Source organism: Streptomyces amakusaensis, from assembly GCF_039532665.1.
In the GTDB taxonomy this organism is placed as follows: Bacteria; Actinomycetota; Actinomycetes; order Streptomycetales; family Streptomycetaceae; genus Streptomyces; species Streptomyces amakusaensis.
The window spans coordinates 53,719-78,147 of sequence record NZ_BAAASB010000010.1; the positions used below are offsets into that span (position 1 = coordinate 53,719).

The following is a 24,429-nucleotide window of genomic DNA, read 5'->3' on the forward strand; positions in this document are numbered from 1 at the left end:
GGAAGTGACGTGGGGACTCCTTGTGCAGGTGCCTGGGCTGGGGTCAGTCGAGCGCTCCCTCGCCGAGCTGGTCGCGGATCAGGTTGATCAGTTCGTCGTCGTCGGCGTCCTGGATGCGGTCGGTCGCGGTGCTGTCCGCGGCGGAGGGCCGGTCGGCGGTCCACTTGTCGAGGAAGGCCTGGAGGCGGACGGTGACCCGTGCCCTGGAGAGTCCGTCGGGCGGTGAGTCGGCCATCGCCGCCTCCAGCGTGTCCAGTGCGCCGATGAGTGGCTCGACGTCGGTGGCCGGATCGGCTCCGGGCAGTGTGCTGTGCAGGTGGTCGGCGAGGGCGGCCGGGGTCGGGTGGTCGAAGACGATCGTCGACGGGAGCGGTGTGCCGCACTGGCGTGCCAGCAGGTCCCGGAACTCGACGGCGGTCAGGGAGTCGAAGCCGAGGTCCTGGAAGGGGCGGGTGCTGTCGATCCGCTCGTGCGCGGGGTAGCGGAGCACGACGACCAGAGCGCCTCTGATCAGTTCGGTCAGTTCGGTCAGCCGCTCAGCGGTGCTCAGCGTGGCGAGTCGGGCGCGCAGCCCGGTGTCGGCTTCCTCCTCGGTGGGTGTCCCGGCGGGCGCCAGGGCGCTGGTCGCCTCGGGCAGTTCGCGCAGGAGCGGGCTGGGCCTGCCGGAGGTGTACGCCGGGGTGAAGCGGGTCCAGTCCACATCGGCGACGGTCAGGTTGGTCTCGCCGCCGTCGACCGCCTGTGCCAGTGCGGCGACGGCCAGGGCGGGGTCGAGCGGTGCGAGGCCGCGGCGGCGCAGGAACTCCTCCGCCTCTCCGGAGGCCGCCATGCCGGTGCCGGCCCAGGGGCCCCAGGCCACCGAGGTGGCGGCCAGTCCGTGGGCCGCGCGGTGCTGGGCGAGCGCGTCCAGATAGGCGTTGCCGGCGGCGTAGAGTGCCTGGCCGCCGCTGCCCCAGGTGGCGGCGATGGAGGAGAACACCACGAACAGCTCGAGATCGGCGTCCCTGGTGAGCCGGTCCAGATGGGCCGCGCCGAGCGCCTTGCCCTCGGTGATCTCCGCGATGTCCGTGAGCCGGGTGGTCGCCACCGGGTTGGACTGGGCGACGCCGGCGGCGTGGACGACGCCGAGGAGGGGGCGATCGGCCGGTACGGCGGCGAGGAGTTCGGCCACCGCGTCCCGGTCGGCGACGTCGCAGCGGGCGACCGTGGCTTCCGCGCCCAGGGCTCTCAGTTCGGCGAGCAGCTCGTCGGCTCCCGGTGCCTGCGCGCCGTGGCGGCTGGTGAGGAGCAGATGTGACGCCCCGCGTTCGGCGAGCCACCGGGCGACCGAGGCTCCCAGCGCGCCGGTGCCGCCGGTGACCAGCACGGTGCCCGGCCGGGAGGGTGTCCAGGCGGGTGCGGCGGGGGCCGGGCGGTCCGCCCGGACGAGGCGGCGGGCGAGGAGATGGCCGTCGCGCAGGGCGAGTTGGTCCTCACGGGTGCCGCTGTGCAGTGCGGCGGCCAGCCGGCTCAGGTCCTGGCCGCCGTCCGGGGGCAGGTCGATCAGACCGCCCCAGCGGTGCGGGTGTTCCAGCGCCACGGCCTGCCCGAAGCCCCACAGGCGCGCGTGCTCGGCCCGGGTGACCCGGTCCGTCGCGTCGACCGCGACGGCACCGCAGGTCAGGGTCCACAGCGGGGCGGTGCACTCCACGTCGCCGAGGGCCTGGACGAGTGTGAGGGCCACCGCCAGGTCGGCCCGGTGGCCGGCCGGGTGAACGACTCCTCGGAGGCCGTCCGACGCCGCCGCCCTGAGTCGGGTGGCCAGCTCGTGCCGGTCGGGGCGGGTCGGGTCGATCGTCAGGGGCACGACCTGGACGCCGGCCGTGCGCAGTGCGTCGCCGATGCCGGCGCCGTCCTCGTCGCCCGCCTCGGTGACCAGCAGCCAGGTGCCGTCCGGGGTGGTGCCGGGTCCAGCGACCGGTGTCCACTGCACCCGGTAGCGCCAGCCGTCCACCGCCGCGTGCTGCCGTGACTGCCGTCGCCATGACGACAGTGCCGGCAGAACCTCCGCGAGCGCCTCCGGTGGCGCGTCCCATCGCAGGGTGCTCGCGACCTCGGTCATGTCCTGGCGTTCCACCGCCTCCCAGAACCGGAACTCGCCCAGGTCCTGGGCCGGTGCCGGTGCCGCGGTCGCCCGCCGGGGCCAGTACCGGTCGCGCTGGAACGCGTAGGTGGGCAGTGCGATCCGGGGGCCGTGCGCGGGTACCGCGGCCGTCCAGTCGACGTCGACGCCCACCGCCCATATCCGGCCGAGCGCCGACCACGCCGTGCGCACCTCGTCCCGGTCCCGTCGCAGGACGGGGGCGAAGACACCGGTCGCGCCGGACTGGCGTGCCATGGCGCACAGCACTCCGTCCGGGCCGAGTTCCACGAAGCGGGTGACGCCGTGTTCGGTCAGCTGTCGTACTCCGTCGGCGAATCGGACGGTCTCGCGTATCTGCCGCACCCAGTAGTCGGGGGTGGTCAGGTCGGCTCCGGCCATCGCGGGGATCACGGGGATACGGGGCTCGGCGAGGGTCAGGGACTCCACGGCCTTCGCGAACTCGGCCAGCATCGGCTCCATCAGGGCCGAGTGGAAGGCGTGCGACACCGTCAGCCGGCTGGTGCGACGCCCCTGGTCGCGCCAGAGCGCGGCGAACTCCTCGACGGTCTCGGCAGCTCCGGAGACCACGAGTGAGGTCGGGCCGTTCACCGCCGCGACGTCCAGTCGGCCCCGCACGGCGTCGAGGATCTCGGCCTCGGTGGCCTCGACCGCGAGCATCGCGCCGCCGGCGGGCAGTGCCTGCATCAGCCGGCCGCGTTGGAAGACGAGTTCGCAGGCGTCCGCGAGGGAGAGGACTCCCGCGCAGTGGGCGGCGGCGATCTCACCGATCGAGTGGCCGAGCAGGACGTCGGGGACCACGCCGAAGGACTCCAGCAGCCGGAAGACCGCGACCTCGACGGCGAACAGGCCGGTTTGGGTCCACAGGGTCCGGTCGAGTCCTTCGCCGTCGAAGACGACGTCCCGTACGGGGCGTTCGTGCTTCAGGTCCAGTTCGGCGCAGACCGCGTCGAAGGCTTCGGCGTACGCCGGGAAGGTCTCGTACAGCTGCCTTCCCATGCCGGCTCGTTGCGCGCCCTGCCCGGTGAACAGGAACGCCGTGCGTCCCTCGCCGGTCGTCTCCGAGATCAGGTCGGCGGCCGGTTCGCCGGTGGCCAGCGCGGAGAGGCCGGCCAGCAGGTCGTGGTGGCCGTCGCCCATGATCACGGCGCGGTGCTGGAGGCCGGCTCGGGACAGCAGGGATCTGGCGACGTCCGCCGGGGCCGGATCCGGTTGCGCGGACAGGGCTTCGTGCAGCCGTCTCGCCTGTGCGGCGAGTGCGGTGGCGGAGCGGCCGGACAGCAGCCAGGGCGGTGTCGTCCCGTCGCTCGGGCGATCGGCCGGTGCCGCCTCGTCCGCCGGGGCCGGTACGGCCTCCAGGATGATGTGGGCGTTGGTGCCGCTGATGCCGAAGGAGGAGACGCCCGCCCGGCGCGGACGGTCCGCCTCGGGCCACGGTCGCGCCCGGGTCAGCAGTCGTACCGCGCCGGCCGACCAGTCCACCTGCGCGGTGGGCTCATCGGCGTGCAGCGTCGGCGGCAGCGTGCCGTGTCGCAGCGCCAGCACCATCTTGATCACGCCGGCGACACCGGCCGCCGCCTGGGTGTGGCCCAGGTTCGACTTGATCGAGCCGAGCCACAGCGGCCGGTCGGTGTCCCGGTCCCGGCCGTACGTCGCCAGCAGCGCCTGCGCCTCGATGGGGTCGCCGAGTCTGGTGCCCGTGCCGTGTGCCTCGACCGCGTCGACGTCCGACGGCGAGAGCCGCGCGTCCGCCAGGGCCTGCCGGATGACGCGCTGCTGGGACGGTCCGTTGGGCGCGGTCAGGCCGTTGGACGCGCCGTCCTGGTTGACCGCGCTCCCCCGCACCAGGGCGAGGATCCGGTGCCCGTTGCGGCGGGCGTCCGACAGCCGCTCCACCAGCAGTACGCCGGCTCCCTCGCCCCAGCCGGTGCCGTCCGCGTCGGCCGAGAAGGCCTTGCAGCGGCCGTCGGCCGCGAGGCCGCCCTGCCGGGCGAACTCGGTGAACGCCGCCTCGGTGGACATCACCGACACACCGCCGGCGAGTGCCAGATCGCACTCGCCGCGCCGCAGCGCCTGCGCGGCCAGGTGGAGCGCCACCAGCGAGGACGAACACGCCGTGTCGACGGTGAGCGCCGGTCCTTCCAGGCCGAAGGCGTACGACACCCGGCCGGACAGCACCGCCGCCGCGTTGCCGGTGGCCGTGTGGGTGTCCAGGCCCTCCTCCTCGGATCCGGCCAGCACCACCGGGTAGTCCTGTCCGTTGGTGCCGACGAACATCCCGACGGAGCGTCCGCGTACCGCGCGCGGGTCCACCCCGGCGGACTCGAAGGTCTCCCACACCGTCTCGAGGAGCAGACGCTGCTGGGGGTCCATCGCCAGCGCCTCGCGCGGGCTGATCCCGAACAGTCCCGCGTCGAACTCCGCGGCTCCGTCGACGAAACCGCCGCGCCGCTTGACGGTGTCGGGCAGCGCGGTGAGGTCCCAGCCCCGGTCGGTGGGGAACGCCGTCATGGCGTCCACCCCGCCGATGAGCAGGTCCCACAGTTCGTCGGGGGTGCCGACGCCGCCGGGCAGTCGGCACGCCATGCCGACCAGCGCCAACGGCTCGTCCGCCTCGGTGGCGGCTCCCGCCGGGGGTACGGCGGCCGGTGTCCGCGTCCGTTCGCCGCCGGACAGTTCCTCGTCCAGGAAGCGTGCCAGCTCCGCCGGGGTCGGCCGGTCGAAGACCAGGGAGGCGGGCAGCCGCAGTCCGGTCCGTGCGGCGGCCAGGTTGCGGAACTCCACGGCCGCCAGCGAGTCGAAGCCGAGGTCCCGGAACGCCTTGCCGGCACCGATCGCCTCCGCCGAATCGTGGCCCAGTACCGTCGCCGCCCAGGAGCGGACCGCCGCCAGCAGCAGCGCGCCGCGCCGGCCCGCCGGTGCCGAGGCGAGTTCCGCCCGGAACTCCGCGGCCGGCCCGGCCCCGGTGGCCGGGGTACGGGCGGACGCCGCTTCGGGCAGTTCGGCCAGCAACGCGCTGGGGCGCGTGCCGGTCAGTCCGGCCGCGAACAGCGGCCAGTCGACATCGGCGATCACCGGGTCCTGGTCGCCGTTCGCCAGGGCGTCCGCCAGCGCCGTGACGGCCAGTTCCGGGTCCAGTGGGGAGAGGCCGCCGCGCCGCAGCCGGTCGGCGACCGCCCGGTCGTCGGCCGCCATGCCGTCCTGGGCCCAGGGCCCCCAGGCGACCGAGACCCCGGGCAGTCCCCGGGCTCGGCGGGCGTGCATCCACGCGTCGGCGAAGGCGTTGGCGGCGGCGTAGTTGCCCTGTCCCGCGCTGCCGACCGTTCCGGCCAGCGAGGAGAACGCCACGAAGAACTCCGGCTCCGCCCCCGCTGTGGCCTCGTCCAGTGCGACCAGTCCGGACGCCTTCGCGGCGAGTACCGTCTCGAAGCGTTCCGGGGTGAGCGCGTCGAGCGTGCCGTCGTCCAGCACCCCGGCGGCGTGCACCACACCGATCAGCGGGTGTTCGGCCGGGAGGCGTTCCAGTGCGCCGGCCAGCGCCGCACGGTCGGTGACGTCGCCGGTCTCGACCGTGACCCGGGTGCCCCGGTCGGCGAGTTCGGCGACCAGTTCGGTCATGCCAGGGGCGCGCGTACCGCGCCGGCCCAGCAGTACCACGTGGGGTACGCCCCGGTCGGCGAGCCAGCGGGCGGTCACCGCGCCGAGCGCTCCGGTACCGCCGGTGACCAGGACGCTGCCCGGCTGTGACGGCGACCACGGGGTGCTGCCGGTGGACTCGGCGCGCACCAGGCGACGACCGTACACACCGGCGGCGCGTATCGCCGCCTGGTCCTCGCCGGTGGAGCCGCCGAGGACGGCGGCGAGGCGTGCTCCGGCTCTGGCGTCCAGCACGGGCGGGATGTCGAGGAGGCCGCCCCATCGGTCGGGCTGTTCCAGTGCCGCGACCCGGCCGAGTCCCCAGATCTGCGCCGGTACGGCGGCGGGCGCTGCGTCCGACCGTCCGACCGAGACGGCACCGCTGGTCAGCGCCCACAGGGGGGCGTCGATTCCGGCGTCGCCGAGGGCCTGGAGCAGGCACAGGGTGAGCCGAAGGCCGGCGGGCGGCCCGGGGCGGGGGGTCGTGTCGTCCGCCCAGGCGGCGAGTGAGACCACCCCGCTCACCGGCCCGGCCCCGGCGAGCTGGGCGGCGAGGGCCGCCCGGTCCGTGCCGGCGGGTACCAGGTGGACGGCCTCGGCTCCCGCGCCGACGAGCGCGGAGGACACCTCGTGGACGGGGGCGGGGGCCGGCGGGTTCTCGGGGACGACCACCAGCCAGCGGCCGGTCAGTACCGGGGTCGCGGGCAGGTCGGGGACCGGACGCCAGGTCGCGAGGTAGCGCCAGGAGTCGGTAGCGGACTCCTTCCTCCGCTGCCGCCGCCACGAGGAGAGCATCGGCAGCGCCGCGCCGAGCAGGTCCGCGGTGCCGGGGTCGTCCAGGATGCCGGCGAGCGCGTCGACGTCCTCGTGCTCGACCGCGTCCCAGAAGAGGGAGTCCTTCGCGTGGGCGGCCGGCCGGGTGACCGCGGGGGTGGCTCGCGGCCAGTATCTGTCCCGCTGGAACGGGTAGGTGGGCAGGGCGATCCGGCGGCCGGCGGGTGCCGTCGTCGACCAGTCGACGTCGACGCCGTCGGTCCACAGCCGGGCCAGGGCCAGGAGCGCGGTGGCGGTGTCGTCCCGCCCTGCTCGCAGGATCGGGGCGGACACGGCCTCGGTATCGGTCTGCCGGGCCATGGCGCACAGCACTCCGTCCGGGCCCAGCTCCACCAGGCGGGTCACGCCCTCGACCCGCAGCCGCTCGACCCCGTCGGCGAACCGGACCGTGTCACGGACCTGTCGTACCCAGTAGTCCGGGGCGGACAGAAGTCCGGGTTCGGCCGGCCGGCCGGTCAGGTTGGACACGACAGGGATACGGGGATCGGCGAAGTCCGTCTTGTCCAGCACGGCGGCGAACTCGGCCAGCATGGGCTCCATCAGCGCCGAGTGGAAGGCGTGCGACACCGTCAGCCGACTGGTGCGACGCCCCTGGTCGCGCCAGAGCGCGGCGAACTCCTCGACCGTCTCGGCAGCTCCGGAGACCACCACGGACGACGGGCCGTTCACCGCCGCGACGTCCAGCCTGCCCCGCACGGCGTCGAGGACCTCGGCCTCGGTGGCCTCCACCGCGAGCATCGCGCCGCCGGCGGGCAGCGCCTGCATCAGCCGGCCGCGCGCCGCGACGAGTGCGCACGCGTCGGCGAGGGAGAACACCCCGGCGCAGTGCGCGGCGGCGATCTCGCCGACCGAGTGGCCGAGCAGAACGTCCGGCACCACACCGAAGGACTCCAGCAGCCGGAACACCGCGACCTCGACCGCGAACAACCCGGCCTGCGCCCACACCGTCCGATCGAGATCAGTGCCGTCGAACACCACCTCCCGCACCGGGCGCTCCAGATGCGGTTCCAGTCCGGCGCACACCGCGTCGAACGCGTCCGCGTACACCGGGAACGTCTCGTACAGTCCCCGCCCCATACCCGCGCGCTGCGCGCCCTGGCCGGTGAAGAGGAACGCGGTGCGTCCCCGCGTCGTCTCCGCGGACCGCGTGTGCGCGGTGGTCGTGCCGTCGGCCAGGGCGGCGAGCCCGGTGAGGAGCTCGTCCCGTTCGGTGCCGACGACCACCGCGCGGTGGTCCAGGGCCGCCCGGGTGGTGGCCAGCGACCAGGCCATGTCGTACGGGTCGACGTGGGGCCGGGCCGCGAGATCGCGCAGTCGCGCGGCCTGGGCGCGGAGACCGTCGGCGGTCTTCGCGGACAGTGTCCAGCCCAGTGGGCGGGGGGTGCGCGCGGGTGCGGGTGTCTCGGCGTCGGGCGACGGCGCGTTCTCCAGCACGATGTGCGCGTTGGTGCCGCTGATGCCGAACGACGACACCCCGGCCCGGCGCGGCCGGTCGGCGACCGTCCAGGGCCGGGCTTCGGTGAGCAGTTTCACCGCGCCGGTGGACCAGTCGACGTGCGGGGTCGGCTCGTCGACGTGGAGGGTCGCGGGGAGTACGCCGTGTCGCATGGCCATGACCATTTTGATCACGCCCGCCACGCCCGAGGCCGCCTGGGTGTGGCCGATGTTGGACTTGACCGAGCCCAGCCACAGCGGGCGGTCCTCGTCCCGGTCCTGGCCGTAGGTGGCCAGCAGCGCCTGTGCCTCGATGGGGTCGCCCAGGCGGGTTCCGGTGCCGTGGGCCTCGACGGCGTCGACCTCGTTCGGGGTCAGGCCCGCGGCGGCCAGCGCCTGGCGGATGACGCGCTGCTGGGACGGTCCGTTGGGCGCGGTCAGGCCGTTGGACGCGCCGTCCTGGTTGACCGCGCTGCCGCGCACCACCGCGAGGATCTCGTGGCCGTTGCGGCGGGCGTCGGAGAGCCGCTCCAGTACCAGGACGCCCACGCCCTCGCCCCAGCCGGTGCCGTCCGCGCCGCCCGCGAACGACTTGCAGCGCCCGTCGGAGGCCAGTCCGTCCTGCCGGGCGAACTCGGCGAACGCCGCGGGCGACACCATGACCGTCACACCGCCGGCCAGCGCCAGTTCGCACTCGCCGTTGCGCAGCGCCTGCGCCGCCCAGTGCAGCGCCACGAGCGACGAGGAGCACGCGGTGTCGACGGTGACCGCCGGTCCCTCCAGACCGAAGGTGTACGCCACCCGGCCGGAGATCACGCTGTTGGCGGTGCCGGCCAGCCGGTACCCTTCGGTGCCTTCGAGACCGTCGTCGGGACCTCCGTACCCCGAGGAGGAGGCACCGGCGAACACGCCGACCGGCCGGCCGCGCAGCGAGCGCGGATTCAGCCCGGCCGATTCGAACGCTTCCCAGGAGGCTTCGAGCAGCAGCCGCTGCTGCGGGTCCATCGCGAGCGCCTCACGTGGGCCGATCCCGAAGAGCCCGGCGTCGAACTCCGTCGCCGTGTCCACGAATCCGCCACGCGCGGCCGCTCCGGTCACCACGTTCCCCGGCCACTCGCGGTCGGCCGGGAACTCGGCGATGCCGTCGACGCCGTGCGCGACCAGGTCCCACAGCTGCTCGGCGCTGCGCACCCCGCCGGGGTAGCGGGCGCTCATCCCGACGATCGCGATCGCCTCGTCCACGACGCCGACGGTGGTGGTCGCGGCGACCGGGGCGGTGTGCTCCAGCAGTTCGGCGGAGAGGTGCTCGGCCAGTGCGGTGGGGTTGGGGTGGTCGAAGACCAGGGTGGCCGGCAGGGCGAGTCCCGTGTCCGCGCCGAGCAGATCGCGCAGTTCGACGGCGGTGAGCGAGTCGAGGCCGAGGTCGCGGAAGGACCGTTCCGGTTCGATCGCGTCCGGGGAGGCGTGCCCGAGCGAGACGGCCGCGCGGGCCCGGATCAGGTCCAGCAGCATGCCGTGGCGGCGGCTCTCGGGTGCCGCGGCCAGTTCTTCGCGGAAGGCCGGGTCCCGGTCGGGGGTGCCGGGCACCGGTGCCGCAGCGGATACGGCCTCCGGCAGTTCGGCGAAGAGCGCGCTGCGGCGGCCGGAGACGAAGGCGGGGGCAAACCGCCGCCAGTCGACGTCGGCGACGGTCACACAGCCCTCGTCGAGTTCCACCGCGCGTTGGAGCGCGCGAATGGCGAGGTCCGGTGCCATGGCGACCAGGCCGTGGCGGTACAGGTACTCCCCGGCCCCGTCCTGACCGGCCATGCCGTCGCCCTCCCACGGGCCCCAGGCCACCGAGGTGCCGCTGCGTCCGCGCGCCCGCCGCCGCTCGACGAGCGCGTCGAGGTGGGCGTTGGCGGCCGCGTAGACGCCCTGCCCGCCGCTGCCCCAGGTCGCCGCGATCGAGGAGAAGACCACGAACAGGTCGAGGTCCGCCTCACGGGTCAGCTCCTCCAGATGGGCCGCACCGGTCACCTTGACGTCCAGGACGCGGGCGATCTCCGCCTCGTCGGTGTCGGCGAGCGGTACGGCCTGTCCGGCGCCGGCCGCGTGCACGATGCCGGTCAGCGGGTGCTCTTCGGGGATCGCGTCCAGCACGGCCGCCAGCGCCGTACGGTCGGTGACATCGCAGGCGGCGATGGTCGCCTCGGTTCCGTGAGCGGCCAGTTCGGCCACCAGTGCGGTGCTGCCCGGGGTGTCGGCGCCTCGGCGTCCGAGCAGCACCAGGCGCGGTGCGCCCCGTTCGGCCAGCCAGCGGGCCACGCGCCTGCCGAGGCCTCCGGTGCCGCCGGTGATGAGGATGGTCCCGGAGGGCTTGCAGGGGGTGCCGGCCGTCCGGTCGGCGGCGGCGCGGACCAGACGGCGGCCGTACGCGCCGGAGGTGCGTACGGCGATCTGGTCCTCCCCTGTGCCGCCGGCCAGCACGGACACCAGGATGCGGGCGGCGCGCGCGTCGAACTCGGCCGGGAGGTCGATCAGACCGCCCCAGCGGCGCGGCTGTTCCAGCGCTGCCACCCGGCCGAGTCCCCAGGCCTGTGCCTGGGCCGGCTCGCGCAGCGGGTCGGAGCGGCCGATCGACACCGCCCCGCTGGTGAGCATCCACACGGGTGCGTCCAGCTCCGCCTCGTCCAACCGCGCGAGCAGCGCGACGGATTCGGTGACGGTGGCGAGGGAGGGGGCCAGCGCGATGACTCCGGCGACGGCGGCGGGCGCGTCGGGGCCCCGCAGGCCGGCTTCACGGTCCAGCGGGACGGCCTCGGCGCCGGCGGCGCGGAGCGCCTCGGTGAGGCGGGCGGCCCGTTCGGCGTCGGCCGGGGCCGCCGCGACCAGCCAGGTGCCGGAGAGAGTGGCGGCGGTGCCGGTGAGGCGGTTGAGCGGGGTCCAGGCGACGCGGTAGCGCCACGATCCGATCGCCGACTCCTGGTGGCGGGAGCGCCGCCACTGGGAGAGCGCGGGAACGACGGCGTCCAGTCGGGCGGACGCGTCGGGCAGGCCGATGGTGTCGGCGAGCTCGGTCAGATCCGCGCGGTCGACCGCGGCCCAGAACCGTGCCTCGTCCGCGTCGGCGGGCGCGGCCGGGCCGGCCGCCGCCAACGGCTCCGGCCAGTACCGCTCCCGCTGGAAGGCGTACGTCGGCAACGCGACCCGGCGGCCGGCGGGCAGCACCGCCGGCCAGTCGATCTCCGCGCCGGCGGCCCACAGCCGGCCGAGCGCGGCCAGGGCGGTCTCGCGCTCGTTCCGGTCGCGGCGCAGTACCGGTGCGAACACCGCGTCGGCGGTGATCTGCTGCGCCATCGCGCAGAGCACTCCGTCGGGGCCGACCTCCACGAAGCGGGTGACGCCGCGTTCGGTCGCCTCCCGCAGGGAGTCGGCGAATCGGACGGTCCGGCGTACCTGGCGCACCCAGTACTCGGGGGTGGACAGCTTCGCGCCCGCCGTCGCGGCGACCACGGGGATACGGGGTTCGGAGTAGCTCAGCGATTCCACGGCTGAGGCGAAGTCGGCCAGCATCGATTCCATCAAGGCCGAGTGGAAGGCGTGCGACACCGTCAGCCGGCTGGTCTTGCGCCCCTCCCCCGACCACTTCTCGGCGAACTCCTCGATCGTCGCGGCGTCACCGGAGACCACCACGGACGACGGGCCGTTCACCGCCGCGACGTCCAGCCTGCCCTGTATGTCCGCGGCCACCTCCGCCTCGGTCGCCCGGACCGCGAGCATCGCGCCGCCGGCGGGCAGCGCCTGCATCAGCCGGCCGCGCGCCGCGACGAGTGCGCACGCGTCGGCGAGGGAGAACACCCCGGCGCAGTGCGCGGCGGCGATCTCGCCGACCGAGTGGCCGAGCAGAACGTCCGGCACCACACCGAAGGACTCCAGCAGCCGGAACACCGCGACCTCGACCGCGAACAGTCCGGCCTGCGCCCACACCGTCTGATCGAGGTCCACGCCGTCGAACACCACGTCGCGCACGGGGCGCTCCAGGTGCGGTTCCAGTCCGGCGCACACCGCGTCGAAGGCCTCGGCGAAGGCCGGGTACGTCTCGTACAGTCCGCGTCCCATACCGGCTCGCTGCGCGCCCTGGCCGGTGAAGAGGAACGCGGTGCGTCCCTCGCCGACCGTGCCCGAGACCACGTTCGCGGCGGGGTCGCCGGAGGCCAGTGCGGTCAGTCCCGCGATCAGTTCGCCGGGGCCGTCGCCGACGATCGCCGCACGGTGGTCCAGTGCGGTCCTGGTGGTGGCCAGCGACCGGGCCACGTCGTGCGGGTCGGTGTCCGCTTCGGTGACGGTGGCTGCCAGGCGTGCCGCCTGGGCGCGCAGGCCCTCGGGGGTGTGCGCGGAGACCAGCCAGCTCACCGGGCCGGGTACGGACGCGGGCGTGGGCATGGGCGTGGTGTCGGAGGGCGCGGGCCCCGCGGCTTCCAGGATGACGTGGGCGTTGGTGCCGCTGATCCCGAACGATGACACTCCGGCGCGGTGGGGCCGGTCGGACAGCGGCCAGGGACGTGCCTCGGTGAGCAGTTCGACCGCGCCGGTCGACCAGTCGACGTGCGAGGTCGGCTCGTCCGCGTGCAGCAGCGTCGGCGGCAGCACTCCGTTCCGCATCGCCAGCACCATTTTGATGACGCCCGCGACGCCTGCGGCGGCCTGGGTGTGACCGATGTTGGACTTCAGTGACCCCAGCCACAGCGGACTGTCCTGGTCCCGGCCCTGTCCGTAGGTCGCCAGGAGCGCCTGTGCCTCGATCGGGTCGCCGAGCCTGGTGCCCGTGCCGTGCGCCTCGACCGCGTCGATCTCCGACGCCGCGAGCCGCGCGTTGGCCAGGGCCTGCCGGATCACCCGTTCCTGGGAGGGGCCGTTCGGGGCCGTCAGACCGTTGGACGCGCCGTCCTGGTTGACCGCGCTCCCCCGCACCACGGCCAGGACCTCGTGGCCGAGGCGTTCCGCGTCCGACAGCCTCTCCACCAGCAGCAGGCCGACGCCCTCGGACATACCGGTGCCGTCCGCTCCGGCGGAGAACGCCTTGCAGCGTCCGTCCGAGGCCAGACCGCGCTGGCGGTCGAACTCGGTGATCACGCCCGGGGTCGCGAGGACGGTCACGCCGCCCGCGAGCGCCATCTCGCACTCGCCGTTGCGCAGTGCCTGCACCGCCAGGTGGAGGGCGACCAGCGACGAGGAGCAGGCGGTGTCCACGGTGACGGCCGGTCCCTCCAGGCCGAAGGTGTATGCCAGCCGGCCGGACGCCACGCTGGTCGTGGTGCCGGTCATGAGGTGGCCGAGCGCGTTGTCCGGCAGTCGCATGCCGTGGCCGTACTGGGCGTGCGCGGCACCGATGAACACACCGGTGGAGGAGCCGTGCGCGTCCGAGGTGGCGATCCCGGCGGACTCGAAGGCCTCCCAGGCGGCCTCGAGCAGCAGCCGCTGCTGCGGGTCCATGGCGAGGGCCTCGCGCGGCGAGATCCCGAAGAGCGCGGCGTCGAATTCCGTCGCGTTGTCGAGGAATCCGCCGCGTGCCGCCTCGGTGCCGACGATGTCCAGCGGCCAGCCCCGGTCGGCCGGGAAGCCGGAGGTCGCGTCGACGCCCTCGCTGACCAGCGGCCACAGGTCCGCGGGTGAGGCGACTCCGCCGGGGAGCCGGCAGGCCATGCCGACGATGGCGATGGGTTCGCCGGGTGCGGCGGCGGTCGTCGGACGCGGGGCGGGTACGGGGGCGGGGTCGCCGCCCAGGCGGGTGCTGAGGTGCTCGGCCAGCGCGGTGGGGGTCGGATGGTCGAAGACGAGGGTGGCGGGGAGCCGGAGTCCGGTCGCGGAGTTGAGCCGGTTACGGAGTTCGACCGCGGTGAGCGAGTCGAAGCCGAGGTCGCGGAAGGCGTGGCGGGCGCCGACGGCGTCGGCGCGGGCATGGCCCAGCACGGTCGCGGCGTTGCCTCGGACGAGGTCGAGTACGAGGTCGCGCCGGTCGGCCGCGGAGAGTCCGTGCAGCCGGGCGGCGAGGGTGTTGCGGGTCTCCTCGGTCCGGCCGGCCGCGCGCCGGCCGGCGGGGCGGATCAGCCCGCGCATCAGGGCGGGGACCTCGCTGTCGCGGGTGAGGTCGAGGGGGATCGGCAGCAGATGCGGGGTGTGCCCCGCGACCGCGAGGTCGAACAGTGCCAGGCCCTGCTCGGTGTCGAGGGTGGCACCCGTGCGGCTTCCGGCCGGGGCGGCGGCGTCGAGGAGATGGCCGGTCATGGTGCTGGCCTGCCGCCAGAGGCCCCAGCCGAGGGAGTGGGCGGGCAGTCCTCGGGCGCGTCGGTAGGAGGCGAGCCCGTCGAGGAAGCTGTTGGCGGCAGCGTAGTTGGCCTGGCCGCCGGTGCCGAGGGTGGCCGAGGCGGAGGAGTAGAGCACGAACAGGGCGAGGTCGGTGTCCAGGGTCAGGTCGTGCAGATTGACTGCGGCGTCCACCTTGGGGCGGAGCACCGCATCGATCCGCTCGGGGGTCATCGAGGCGAAGACTCCGTCGTCGAGGACACCGGCCGCGTGTATCACCCCGGTCAGCGGATGCCGGTCCGGTATCGCCGCCAGTACGTCGGCCAGCGCGGCGCGATCGGCGGCGTCGCAGGCCGCGACGGCCGCCCGGGCTCCCAGGCCGTGCAGCTCGGCGAGGAGTCCGCTCGCGCCGGCGGTGTCCGCGCCCCGGCGGCTGAGCAGGAGCAGGTTCCGTACGCCGTGTTCGGTGACCAGGTGCCGGGCGAGCAGGCCGCCGAGCGTGCCGGTGCCGCCGGTGATGAGGACCGTGCCGTCGGGGTCGAGTGGTGTCGGCACCGTGAGCACGTTCTTGCCCACGTGCCGCGCCTGGCTGATGTGCCGGAACGCCGGCACCGCGTCCCGTACGTCCCAGGCGGTGACCGGCAGCAGTTCCAGTGTGCCCGTGTTGAACAGGTCGAGAACCTCGCCGAGGATTTCCCGTACCCGGTCGGGACCGGCTTCGGCGGGGTTGAACGCCTGGTAGCGCACGCCCGGGTGGTCGGCCGCGACCCGTGCGGAGTCGCGGAGGTCGGTACGGCTCAGGTCGGCGAACCGGCCGCCGTCGCCGAGGAGGCGCAGGGACGCGTCGACGAACTCGCCCGCGAGCGAGTTCAGCACCACGTCCATGCCGCGGCCGCCGCTCGCGGCCCGGAATCGCTTCTCGAACGCCAGGTCCCGGGAGGAGGCGATGTGCGTGTCGTCCAGGCCGGCGGCGCGCAGGGTGTCCCACTTGCCGGGTTTGGCGGTGCCGAACACCTCCAGGCCGAGGTGGCGGCCGAGCTGTACCGCTGCCATGCCCACGCCGCCCGCGGCGGAGTGAACGAGCACCGACTCGCCCGGCCGGGCGTCGGCCACGTCCACCAGGCCGTAGTAGGCGGTGGCGAAGACGACCGGTACGGAGGCGGCCTGGGCGAAGGACCAGCCGGTGGGCACGGGGGCCAGCAGTCGGCGATCGGTGACCGCGCGGGAGGCGATGCCGCCGGTGAAGAAGCCGAAGACCCGGTCGCCGACGGCGAGTCCGGTGACCTCCGGGCCGGTCTCGGTCACGATGCCGGCCGCCTCGGCACCCATCCGCGCCTGGTCCGGGTACATGCCGAGGGCGATCAGTACGTCGCGGAAGTTGACGCCGGCGGCGCGTACGGCCACCCGTACCTCTCCGGCCAGAAGCGGGGCGTCGGCTTCGGGCGCGGGGAGCATCGCCAGGTTGTCGAGGGTTCCCGCGTCGGTGACATCCAGCCGCCAGGCGGCGGGGCCTGCGGGGAGGGCCGGGCCCTCGTCGGCGTGCGGGCGGGCGAGGCGGGGCGCACGGGCCACGCCGTCGCGTATCGCGAGCTGTGGTTCGCCGTCGGTGACGGCCCAGTTCGGCCAGACGTCGCCGTCGGCGGCGGAGGGGTCGCGGTCCAGCAGGACGATCCGGCCGGGGTGTTCGGACTGCGCGGAGCGCAGCAGGCCCCAGACCGCCGCTCCGGCGAGGTCGGTCACCCTCTGGCCGGGTACGGCGGGGACGGCTCCGCGGGTGACGACCACCAGCCGGGTGTCGAGGTGGCGGTCGTCGGCGAGCCAGTTCTGGACGGTGCGGAGCACGTCGCGGGTGGTGTGGTGGACGGCTTCCGCCGACAGGTCCGCGTCGGGCGCGGGCACGGGGAGCGTGAGGAGCGCGACGGGGGGCGGCGGGGTGCCGTTGGCCGGGTTCGGTCCGGCGGGGTCGAGGCGTAGCCACTGGGAGGTGTCGGGGAGGGGGTCGCCGGGGTCGGGCAGCACGGTCCAGTCGACGGCGAAGAGGGCTTCGTGTACGTGCTGTTCGCCGACCTGCCGCAGGCTGTCGGCGGTGATGTCGCGCAGTACGAGGGTGTCGACGGTGACGACGGGGGCACCGGTGGGATCGGTGGCTCGTACGTTCAGGCCGTCGGGGGTGGTGGTGAGTGCGACGCGGAGCACGGTCGCCTCGGTGGCGTGGAGTGCGACGCCGTTCCATGCGAAGGGGAGCCGGGTGCCGGAGTCGGTGCCGGTGTCAGTGCCGGCGGTGACCGCGGCGGCGTGCAGGGCCGCGTCCAGCAGCGCCGGATGGATGCCAAACCCTGTGGCGTCGACCGTCTCGGGCAGCTCCACCTCGGCGAAGACGGTGTCCCCGTCGCGCCATACGGCCCGTAGGCCCTGGAACGCCGGACCGTAGCCGTAGCCGGCATCGGCCAGTTTGTCGTAGAAGCCGGTCACATCGACCGGGTGCGAGCCGGGCGGGGGCCAGGCCGTCGACTCCGCGGGCGCGTTCACGGCGGACTCGCCGAGCAGGCCGGTCGCGTGGCAGACCCATGCGGCGTCGTCGGAGGGGCGGGAGAACACCTCGACGGCGCGGTCGCCGGAGTCGTCGGGCGCGCCGACGGCGACCTGTAGCGCGACGCCGGCCCGGGTGGAGAGCACCAGCGGCTTCTGGAGCACCAGTTCGCGCAGGAACCCGCTGCCGAGCTGGTCACCGGCGCGGAGTGCCATCTCCGCGAACGCGGTACCGGGCACCAGTGTCCGGCCCCGCACCGTGTGGTCCTCGAGCCAGGAGTGCGACGACCGCGACAAGCGTCCCGTCAGCACCGCACCGCCGCTCGGCAGGCCGACGGTCGCGCCCAGAACCGCATGAGTCAGGCTTACCTGGCCCACCGCGGACACATCGCCGGACACCACTGGGCGCGGCCAGTAGCGTTGGTGTTGGAAGGCGTAGTTCGGGAGTTGTATGCGGTGTCCGGTGGGTATCACCGTGGTCCAGTCGATCTGGACGCCCGTGACCCATGCCTGGGACAGTGCGGTCAGGAAGCGTTCTCCGTCTCCCTCGCCGCGTCGCAGGGAACCCACCACCGCCACATCCGCACCCGCGGCCTCGGCGGTCTCCTGGATCCCCACCGTCAGAACCGGATGAGGGCTGCACTCCACGAACACCGACCGTCCATCGGCCAGCAGAGCACGCGTGGCATCCTCGAACCGGACGGTGGAACGCAGATTGTCGAACCAGTACCCCGCGTCCATCGACACCGTGTCGATCCGGCCACCCGTCAGCGTCGAATACAACGGCACGACCGAGGACACCGGCACGATCCCCGCCAGATCCGTCAGAACCCGCTCCCGCACCTCCTCCACCTGCACCGAGTGCGAGGCATAGTCCACCGGAACACGACGCGCCCTCACCCCACGCCCCTCACACAGCCCCAGCAACTCCTCCAGAGCCCCCGGCTCGCCCGAGACCACCGTCGACCCCGGCCCATTCGCCGCCGCCACCGACAACCGCCCGCCGAACACCCCGATCAGTTCCTCGACAACAGCACGCCCCCCGGCGACCGACACCATCCCCCCACCACCCGCCAGCGCCAGAATCGCGCGACTGCGCAACGCCACCACCCTGGCCCCGTCCTCCAGCGACAGACCACCCGCCACCACCGCGGCAGCGATCTCCCCCTGCGAATGCCCCACCACCGCCGACGGCACCACACCACACGCACGCCACAACCGACCCAGCGAAACCATCACCGCCCACAACACCGGCTGAACCACATCCACCCGGCCCAACAACCCCTCCCCACCACTCTCCACCACCTCCAGCAGCGACCAGTCCACCCACGGACCCAACGCCACCTCACACTCACCCAACGACTCCCGGAACACCCCCGACCACCGAGCCAGCTCCCGACCCATCCCCACCCACTGCGACCCCTGACCCGGAAACACGAACACCACATCTCCGGGGATCACACCACCCGACACCACTCCCGGCGACGCCACGCCTTCAACGACCGAGCGCAGTGCTTCAGCCGCGCTCTGACGGTCGGCGGCCAGCACCACCGCGCGATGCTCCAGCGCCGCCCGTGACAGCAGCGACCAGCCCACGTCGGACAATTCGGGGCCGGATTCGCCGGAGACGAGCTGTCGCAGCCGGTCGGCCTGGCCGGACAGCGCACTCGCCGACTTCGCCGACACCACCAACGGCACCGGCCCCACACCGACCGAAGGACTCGACACCTCGGCCGACACCGGCTCGGCCTGCTCGGCCTGCTCGATGATCACGTGCGCGTTGGTACCGCTCATCCCGAACGACGACACACCCGCCCGACGCACACGACCCGTCTCCGGCCACGCCCGCGCCTCCACCGCCAACCGCACCCCACCCGCGGACCAGTCCACTTGTGGAGTCGGCTCGTCGACGTTCAACGTCGCCGGGACCACACCGGACCGCAACGCCTGCACCATCTTGATCACACCCGCCACACCGGCGGCGGCCTGTGTGTGGCCGATATTGGATTTGACCGAGCCCAGCCACAGCGGACGGTCCGCATCACGCCCCTGGCCGTACGTGGCCAGCAGCGCCTGCGCCTCGATCGGGTCACCGAGCCTCGTCCCCGTACCGTGCGCCTCCACCACATCGACATCCGACGTCTCAAGGCGCGCGTTGGCCAGCGCCTGACGGATCACCCGCTCCTGCGAGGGACCGTTGGGCGCGGTCAGACCATTGGACGCACCGTCCTGATTGACCGCGCTCCCCCGCACCACCGCCAGCACCTCGTGGCCGTTGCGTACGGCGTCCGAGAGCCGCTCCAGCACCAGCACGCCGACGCCCTCGGACCAGCCCGTACCGTCCGCCGCGCCCGCGAACGACTTACAGCGTCCATCGTCCGCCAGGCCGCCCTGACGGCTGAACTCGGCGAAGATGCCCGGTCCCGTCATCACCGTCACTCCGCCGGCCAGTGCCCTGTCGCACTCGCCGTTGCGCAGCGCCTGCACCGCGAGATGCAACGCCACCAGCGACGACGAACACGCCGTGTCCACCGTCACCGCAGGACCTTCCAGCCCGAACGAATACGCCAGCCGGCCCGAGATCACACTGTTCGCACCGCCCGCCAGCACATGCCCCTCCGCGGTGGTGAAGAGGTCGGTGCCAAGGCCGTAGCCGGATGACGAGGCGCCGATGAGTACGCCGGTACGGGTGTGGTTCTGCGAGAGGGGGTCGATGCCGGCGTGTTCGAAGGCCTCCCAGGCGGCCTCGAGCAGCAGCCGCTGCTGCGGGTCCATCGCCAGCGCCTCACGCGGCGAGATCCCGAACAGCGCCGCGTCGAAGTCCGTCGCTCCGTCGACGAACCCGCCGCGGCGGGCGTAGTCACCGTTCCCGTCCTCGGGCCAGCCGCGGTCGGCGGGGAAGTCCGAGACGACGTCGCGGCCCGAGGCCACCACGTCCCACAGGCGCTCGGCCGAGTCGGCTCCGCCGGGGTAGCGGCAGCTCATGCCGACGATCGCGATGGGTTCGTCGACGGCGGGGGAGGCAGAGGCGGGGACGGGGACGGGGTCCGTGGCGGCGGCCACGGAGGGGTCGCCGAAGAGCCGGCCGAGCAGGTGGTCGGTCAGCGCGATCGGGGTCGGGTGGTCGAAGACCAGGGTGGCCGGCAGGGGCAGCCCGGTCTCGGAGATGAGCAGGTCGCGCAGTTCGACGGCGGTGAGCGAGTCGAAGCCGAGGTCACGGAAGGCACGGCGGGGCTCCACCACGGCGGCGCTCGTGTGCCCCAGTACCAGTGCGGTGTGCGCGCGGACCGCGTCCAGCAGCAGCCGGTGCCGTTCGGTCCCGGGAGCGGTGCCGAGGGCGTCGCGGAGTGCGGTGGACGGGGTGTCGGTGTCGGTGGTCTCCGTGAGCGGTTCCCGCGCATCGGGGAGTTCGGCGAGCAGGGGGCTCGGGCGCGCGGAGACGAACGCCGGAGTGAACAGCTTCCAGTCGACGTCGGCGACGCTCACAGTGGTCTCGTCGTGGTCGACGGCGCACGCGAGCGCCCGGAGAGCGACCGCGCGGTCCATCACCGACAGACCACGCCGCCGCAGGAACTCGGCGACCTCGCCGTCGGCGGCCATGCCGACCTCGGCCCACGGTCCCCAGGCGATCGCGGTTCCGGTCAGGCCCCGGGACCGGCGGTGCTCCACCAGAGCGTCGAGGAAGGCGTTCCCGGCGGCGTAGGCGCCCTGTCCGCCGCTGCCCCAGGTGGCGGCGATGGAGGAGAAGACGACGAACAGATCGAGATCGCCGGTGAGTTCGTCGAGCAGCGCCGCGCCGGTGACCTTGGCGCGCATCACCTCGGCGACCTCTGCCTCGTCGGTGTCCATCAGGCGGGCCGACACTCCGACGCCGGCGGTGTGGACCACGCCGGTGAGCGGGAGCTCGGCCGGTACGGCGGCCAGTGCGGCGGCCAGTGACGCGCGGTCGGCCACATCGCAGGCGGCGACGGTCACCCGGGTGCCCAAGGCGACCAATTCGGCTGTCAGCTCGTTCGCGCCGGGCGCGTCCGCGCCCTGTCGGCTCAGCAGCAGCAGATGCGGCACTCCGCGCTGGGCGAGCCATCGGGCCACGTCACCGCCGAGCCCTCCGGTTCCGCCGGTGATCAGTACGGTGCCGGAGGTCGTCCACCGGGGTGCGGAGCCCCGCGGCAGCGGAGCGCGTACGACCCGGCGGCCGTACGCCTGCCCGTCGCGGAGCGCGACCTGGTCCTCCCCGGTCGCGCCGCCGAGCAGCGCGACCAGCCAGTCACCGGTGGTCCCGTCGCCGTGGGCCGGCAGGTCGATCAGTCCGCCCCAGCCGGTGGGGCGCTCCAGCGCCGCGACCCGGCCGAGCCCCCACAACGGCGCCTGGTCCGGGCGGAGCAGCGGATCGCCGTCGCCGGTGGACACCGCGCCCCGGGTCAGGCACCACAGCGGGGCGGCAAGCCCGGCGTCGCCCATCGCCTGGTAGACGCGGAGCAGCGGTGCGAGGCCGGTGGGGCCCGACGGTCGTGGGCTCGTACCGCCCGCGACGAGGACGACGCCGTCGGGGGCGGCGGCGGTCAGCCGCTCGGCGAGGTCGGCTCGGTCGCCGGCCGGGGTGAGGGCGAGTTCGCCGACCCGCGCCCCGGCGGTGCGCAGGGCGTTCGCCACGTCCTGGGCGGGGTCGCCGTCGTCGGCGGTGACGATCAGCCAGGTTCCGGTGAGGGAGCCTCCGGGGGTGCTGGTGAGCGGCTTCCACCGTGCCTGGTAGCGCCAGGATTCGAGGATGGACTCCTGGCGCAGGGACTGCCGCCAGGACGACAGCGCCGGTACGAGGCCGGCCAGGTTTCCGGGGTCGTCGCGCAGTCCGAGGGTGTCGGTGAGTTCGGTGAGGTCCGCTCGTTCCACCGCCTCCCAGAACCGGTCCTCGTCCGGCGAGGCGGACGGCTGGGTGGTGCCCGTGTCGGTGCGGGGCAGCGCCTCGGGCCAGTAGCGCTCGCGCTGGAAGGCGTAGGTCGGCAGCTCGACCCGGTGGCCCTCGGGGAGCAGTGCGCGCCAGTCGACCTCGGCTCCGGAGGCCCACAGGCGGGCGAGAGCGGTCAAAGCGGTGGCGGTGTCGTCGCGGTCCTTGCGCAGCACGGTGGCGAAAACGGCTTCGCCGAAGGTCTGTTGGGCCATCGCGCAGAGCACTCCGTCGGGGCCCAGCTCCACGAGCCGGGAGACGCCCTGATCGCGCAGCCGTGTCACCCCGTCGGCGAACCGGACCGCCTGCCGCACCTGCCGCACCCAGTACTCCGGGTTCGACATCAGACCGGGCTCGGCCACATCGCCGGTCAGGTTGGACACCACGGGGATGACGGGGTCGGCGAAGTCCAGCTCCGCCAGCACGGCGGCGAAGTCGGCCAGCATGGGTTCCATCAGCGCGGAGTGGAACGCGTGCGAGACCGTCAGCCGGCGGGTGCGGCGCCCCTCCCCCGACCAGCGGGCCGCCAGCGCGTCGATCGTCTCCTCGGGGCCGGAGACCACCACCGACGTGGGGCTGTTGACCGCGGCGATGTCGGCCTGGCCGGCGATCGCCTCGACGACCTCGGCCTCGGCCGCCTCGACGGCGAGCATCGCGCCGCCCGGGGGCAGCGCCTGCATCAGCCTGCCGCGTGCGGCGACGAGCCGGCAGGCGTGGGGCAGCGAGAGGACTCCGGCGCAGTGGGCGGCCGCGATCTCGCCGATCGAGTGCCCCAGCAGGATGTCCGGGACCACGCCCCAGGATTCCAGCAGCCGGAATGCCGCGACCTCGACGGCGAACAGGCCGGCCTGCGCCCATTCGGTCCGATCGAGCTCGGCTCCGCCGGTGAACACGACGTCCTTGAGCGGGCGTTCACGGGTCGGGTCCAGTTCCGCGCAGACCGCGTCGAAGGCCTCGGCGAACACGGGGAACGACTCGTACAGCCCTCGTCCCATGCCCGCGCGTTGTGCGCCCTGGCCGGTGAAGAGGAACCCGGTCCTGCCCTCGTCCGCCGTTCCCGTGACCACGCCGCCGGACGGGCGCGCGGCGGCCAGCGCCCCGAGACCGGCGAGCAGTTCGGTCTCGTCGGTGCCGAGCACCACGGCGCGGCGTGTCAGCGCCGCCCGGGTCGTCGCCAGCGACCGTGCCACATCGGCCGGACGCTCCGCGCGGTCCGACAGCCGGCGGGAGAGGCGTTCGGCCTGTGCGCGCAGCGCCTCGGTCGTCTGCGCGGACACCGGCCAGAGCAGGGGTCCCGGCGGCGGGACGGCGCCCGGGGCCGCCGGGTCCTCGGCCGGCGCGCTGTCGAGGGCCGGAGCGGGTGCTTCCTCAAGGATCAGATGGGCGTTGGTTCCGCTGACGCCGAACGCGGAGACCGCGATCCGCCGCGGCTCGTCCGTACGGGGCCATGGGCGGGCGTCGGCGAGCAGGCGGACGCCGCCGCCCTTCCACTCGACGTGGGGGGTGGGGACGTCGGCGTGCAGGGTGCGCGGCAGCAGGCCGTTGCGGAGCGCCAGCACGCTCTTGATGACGCCGACCACGCCTGAAGCGGCCTGGGTGTGGCCGAGGTTGGACTTCGCCGAACCGAGCCACAGCGGGCGGTCGTCGGTGCGGTCCTCGCCGTAGGTGTTCTGGAGCGCTTCGAGTTCGATCGGGTCGCCGAGGGCCGTTCCGGTGCCGTGTGCCTCGACCGCGTCCACGTCGGCGGTGGTGAGTCGGGCGTTGGCGAGCGCCGCGCGGATGACGCGCTGCTGGGAGGGGCCGTTGGGGGCGGTGAGGCCGTTGGACGCGCCGTCCTGGTTGACCGCGCTGCCGCGGATGACCGCGAGGATGTCGTGGCCGTCGCGGCGCGCGTCGGAGAGCCGTTCGATCAGCAGTACGCCGACCCCCTCGCTCCAGCCGGTGCCGTCCGCCTCGGCGGAGAACGACTTGCACCGCCCGTCGGAGGCCATCCCGCCCTGCTTGCCGAACTCGGTGAACGCGGCCGGGGTGGTGATCACGGCGACGCCGCCGACCAGTGCCCTGCCGCACTCGCCGTTGCGCAGCGCCTGGACCGCCAGGTGGAGGGCGACCAGCGACGAGGAGCAGGCGGTGTCGACGGTGACGGCCGGGCCTTCCAGGCCGAGGACGTAGGAGAGCCGGCCGGACAGCACGCTGCCGGCGCTGCCGGTCAGCTGATAGCCCACGGTGGACTCGGGCATCCGGCCCACCGTGTCGTACCCGGACGGTGAGGCGCCGACGAAGACGCCGGTGGCACTGCCGGCCAGCGAGTGCGGGTCGATACCGGCCCGTTCGGCGACCTCCCACGCCGCTTCCAGCAGCATGCGCTGCTGGGGGTCCATCGCCAGCGCCTCACGCGGGTTGATCCCGAACAGCGCGGCGTCGAATTCGGCGGCGTCCGGGACGAATCCACCGCGGCGGGTGTAGCCGCCGGTTTCCGCGACGGTCTGGGTCCAGCCGCGGTCGTCGGGGAAGTCGACGATCGCGTCGGTGCCGTCGGCGAGGAGCCGCCACAGGTCTTCCGGTGCGCCGACGCCGCCGGGCAGCCGGCAGCTCATCGCGACGATGGCGATGGGTTCCCGGGCCG

General features: G+C 74.0%; 1 protein-coding gene. It reads right to left on the reverse strand.

Translation table 11 applies throughout. The features are described 5' to 3' along the window. Positions 1-43: 43 nt before the first annotated feature. Positions 44-24,415: a type I polyketide synthase gene (locus tag ABD371_RS19110; RefSeq protein WP_425575814.1), complete on the reverse strand. Its 24,372-nt coding sequence runs from the start codon at positions 24,413-24,415 to the stop codon at positions 44-46. Between the last annotated feature and the right edge of the window lie 14 nt (positions 24,416-24,429).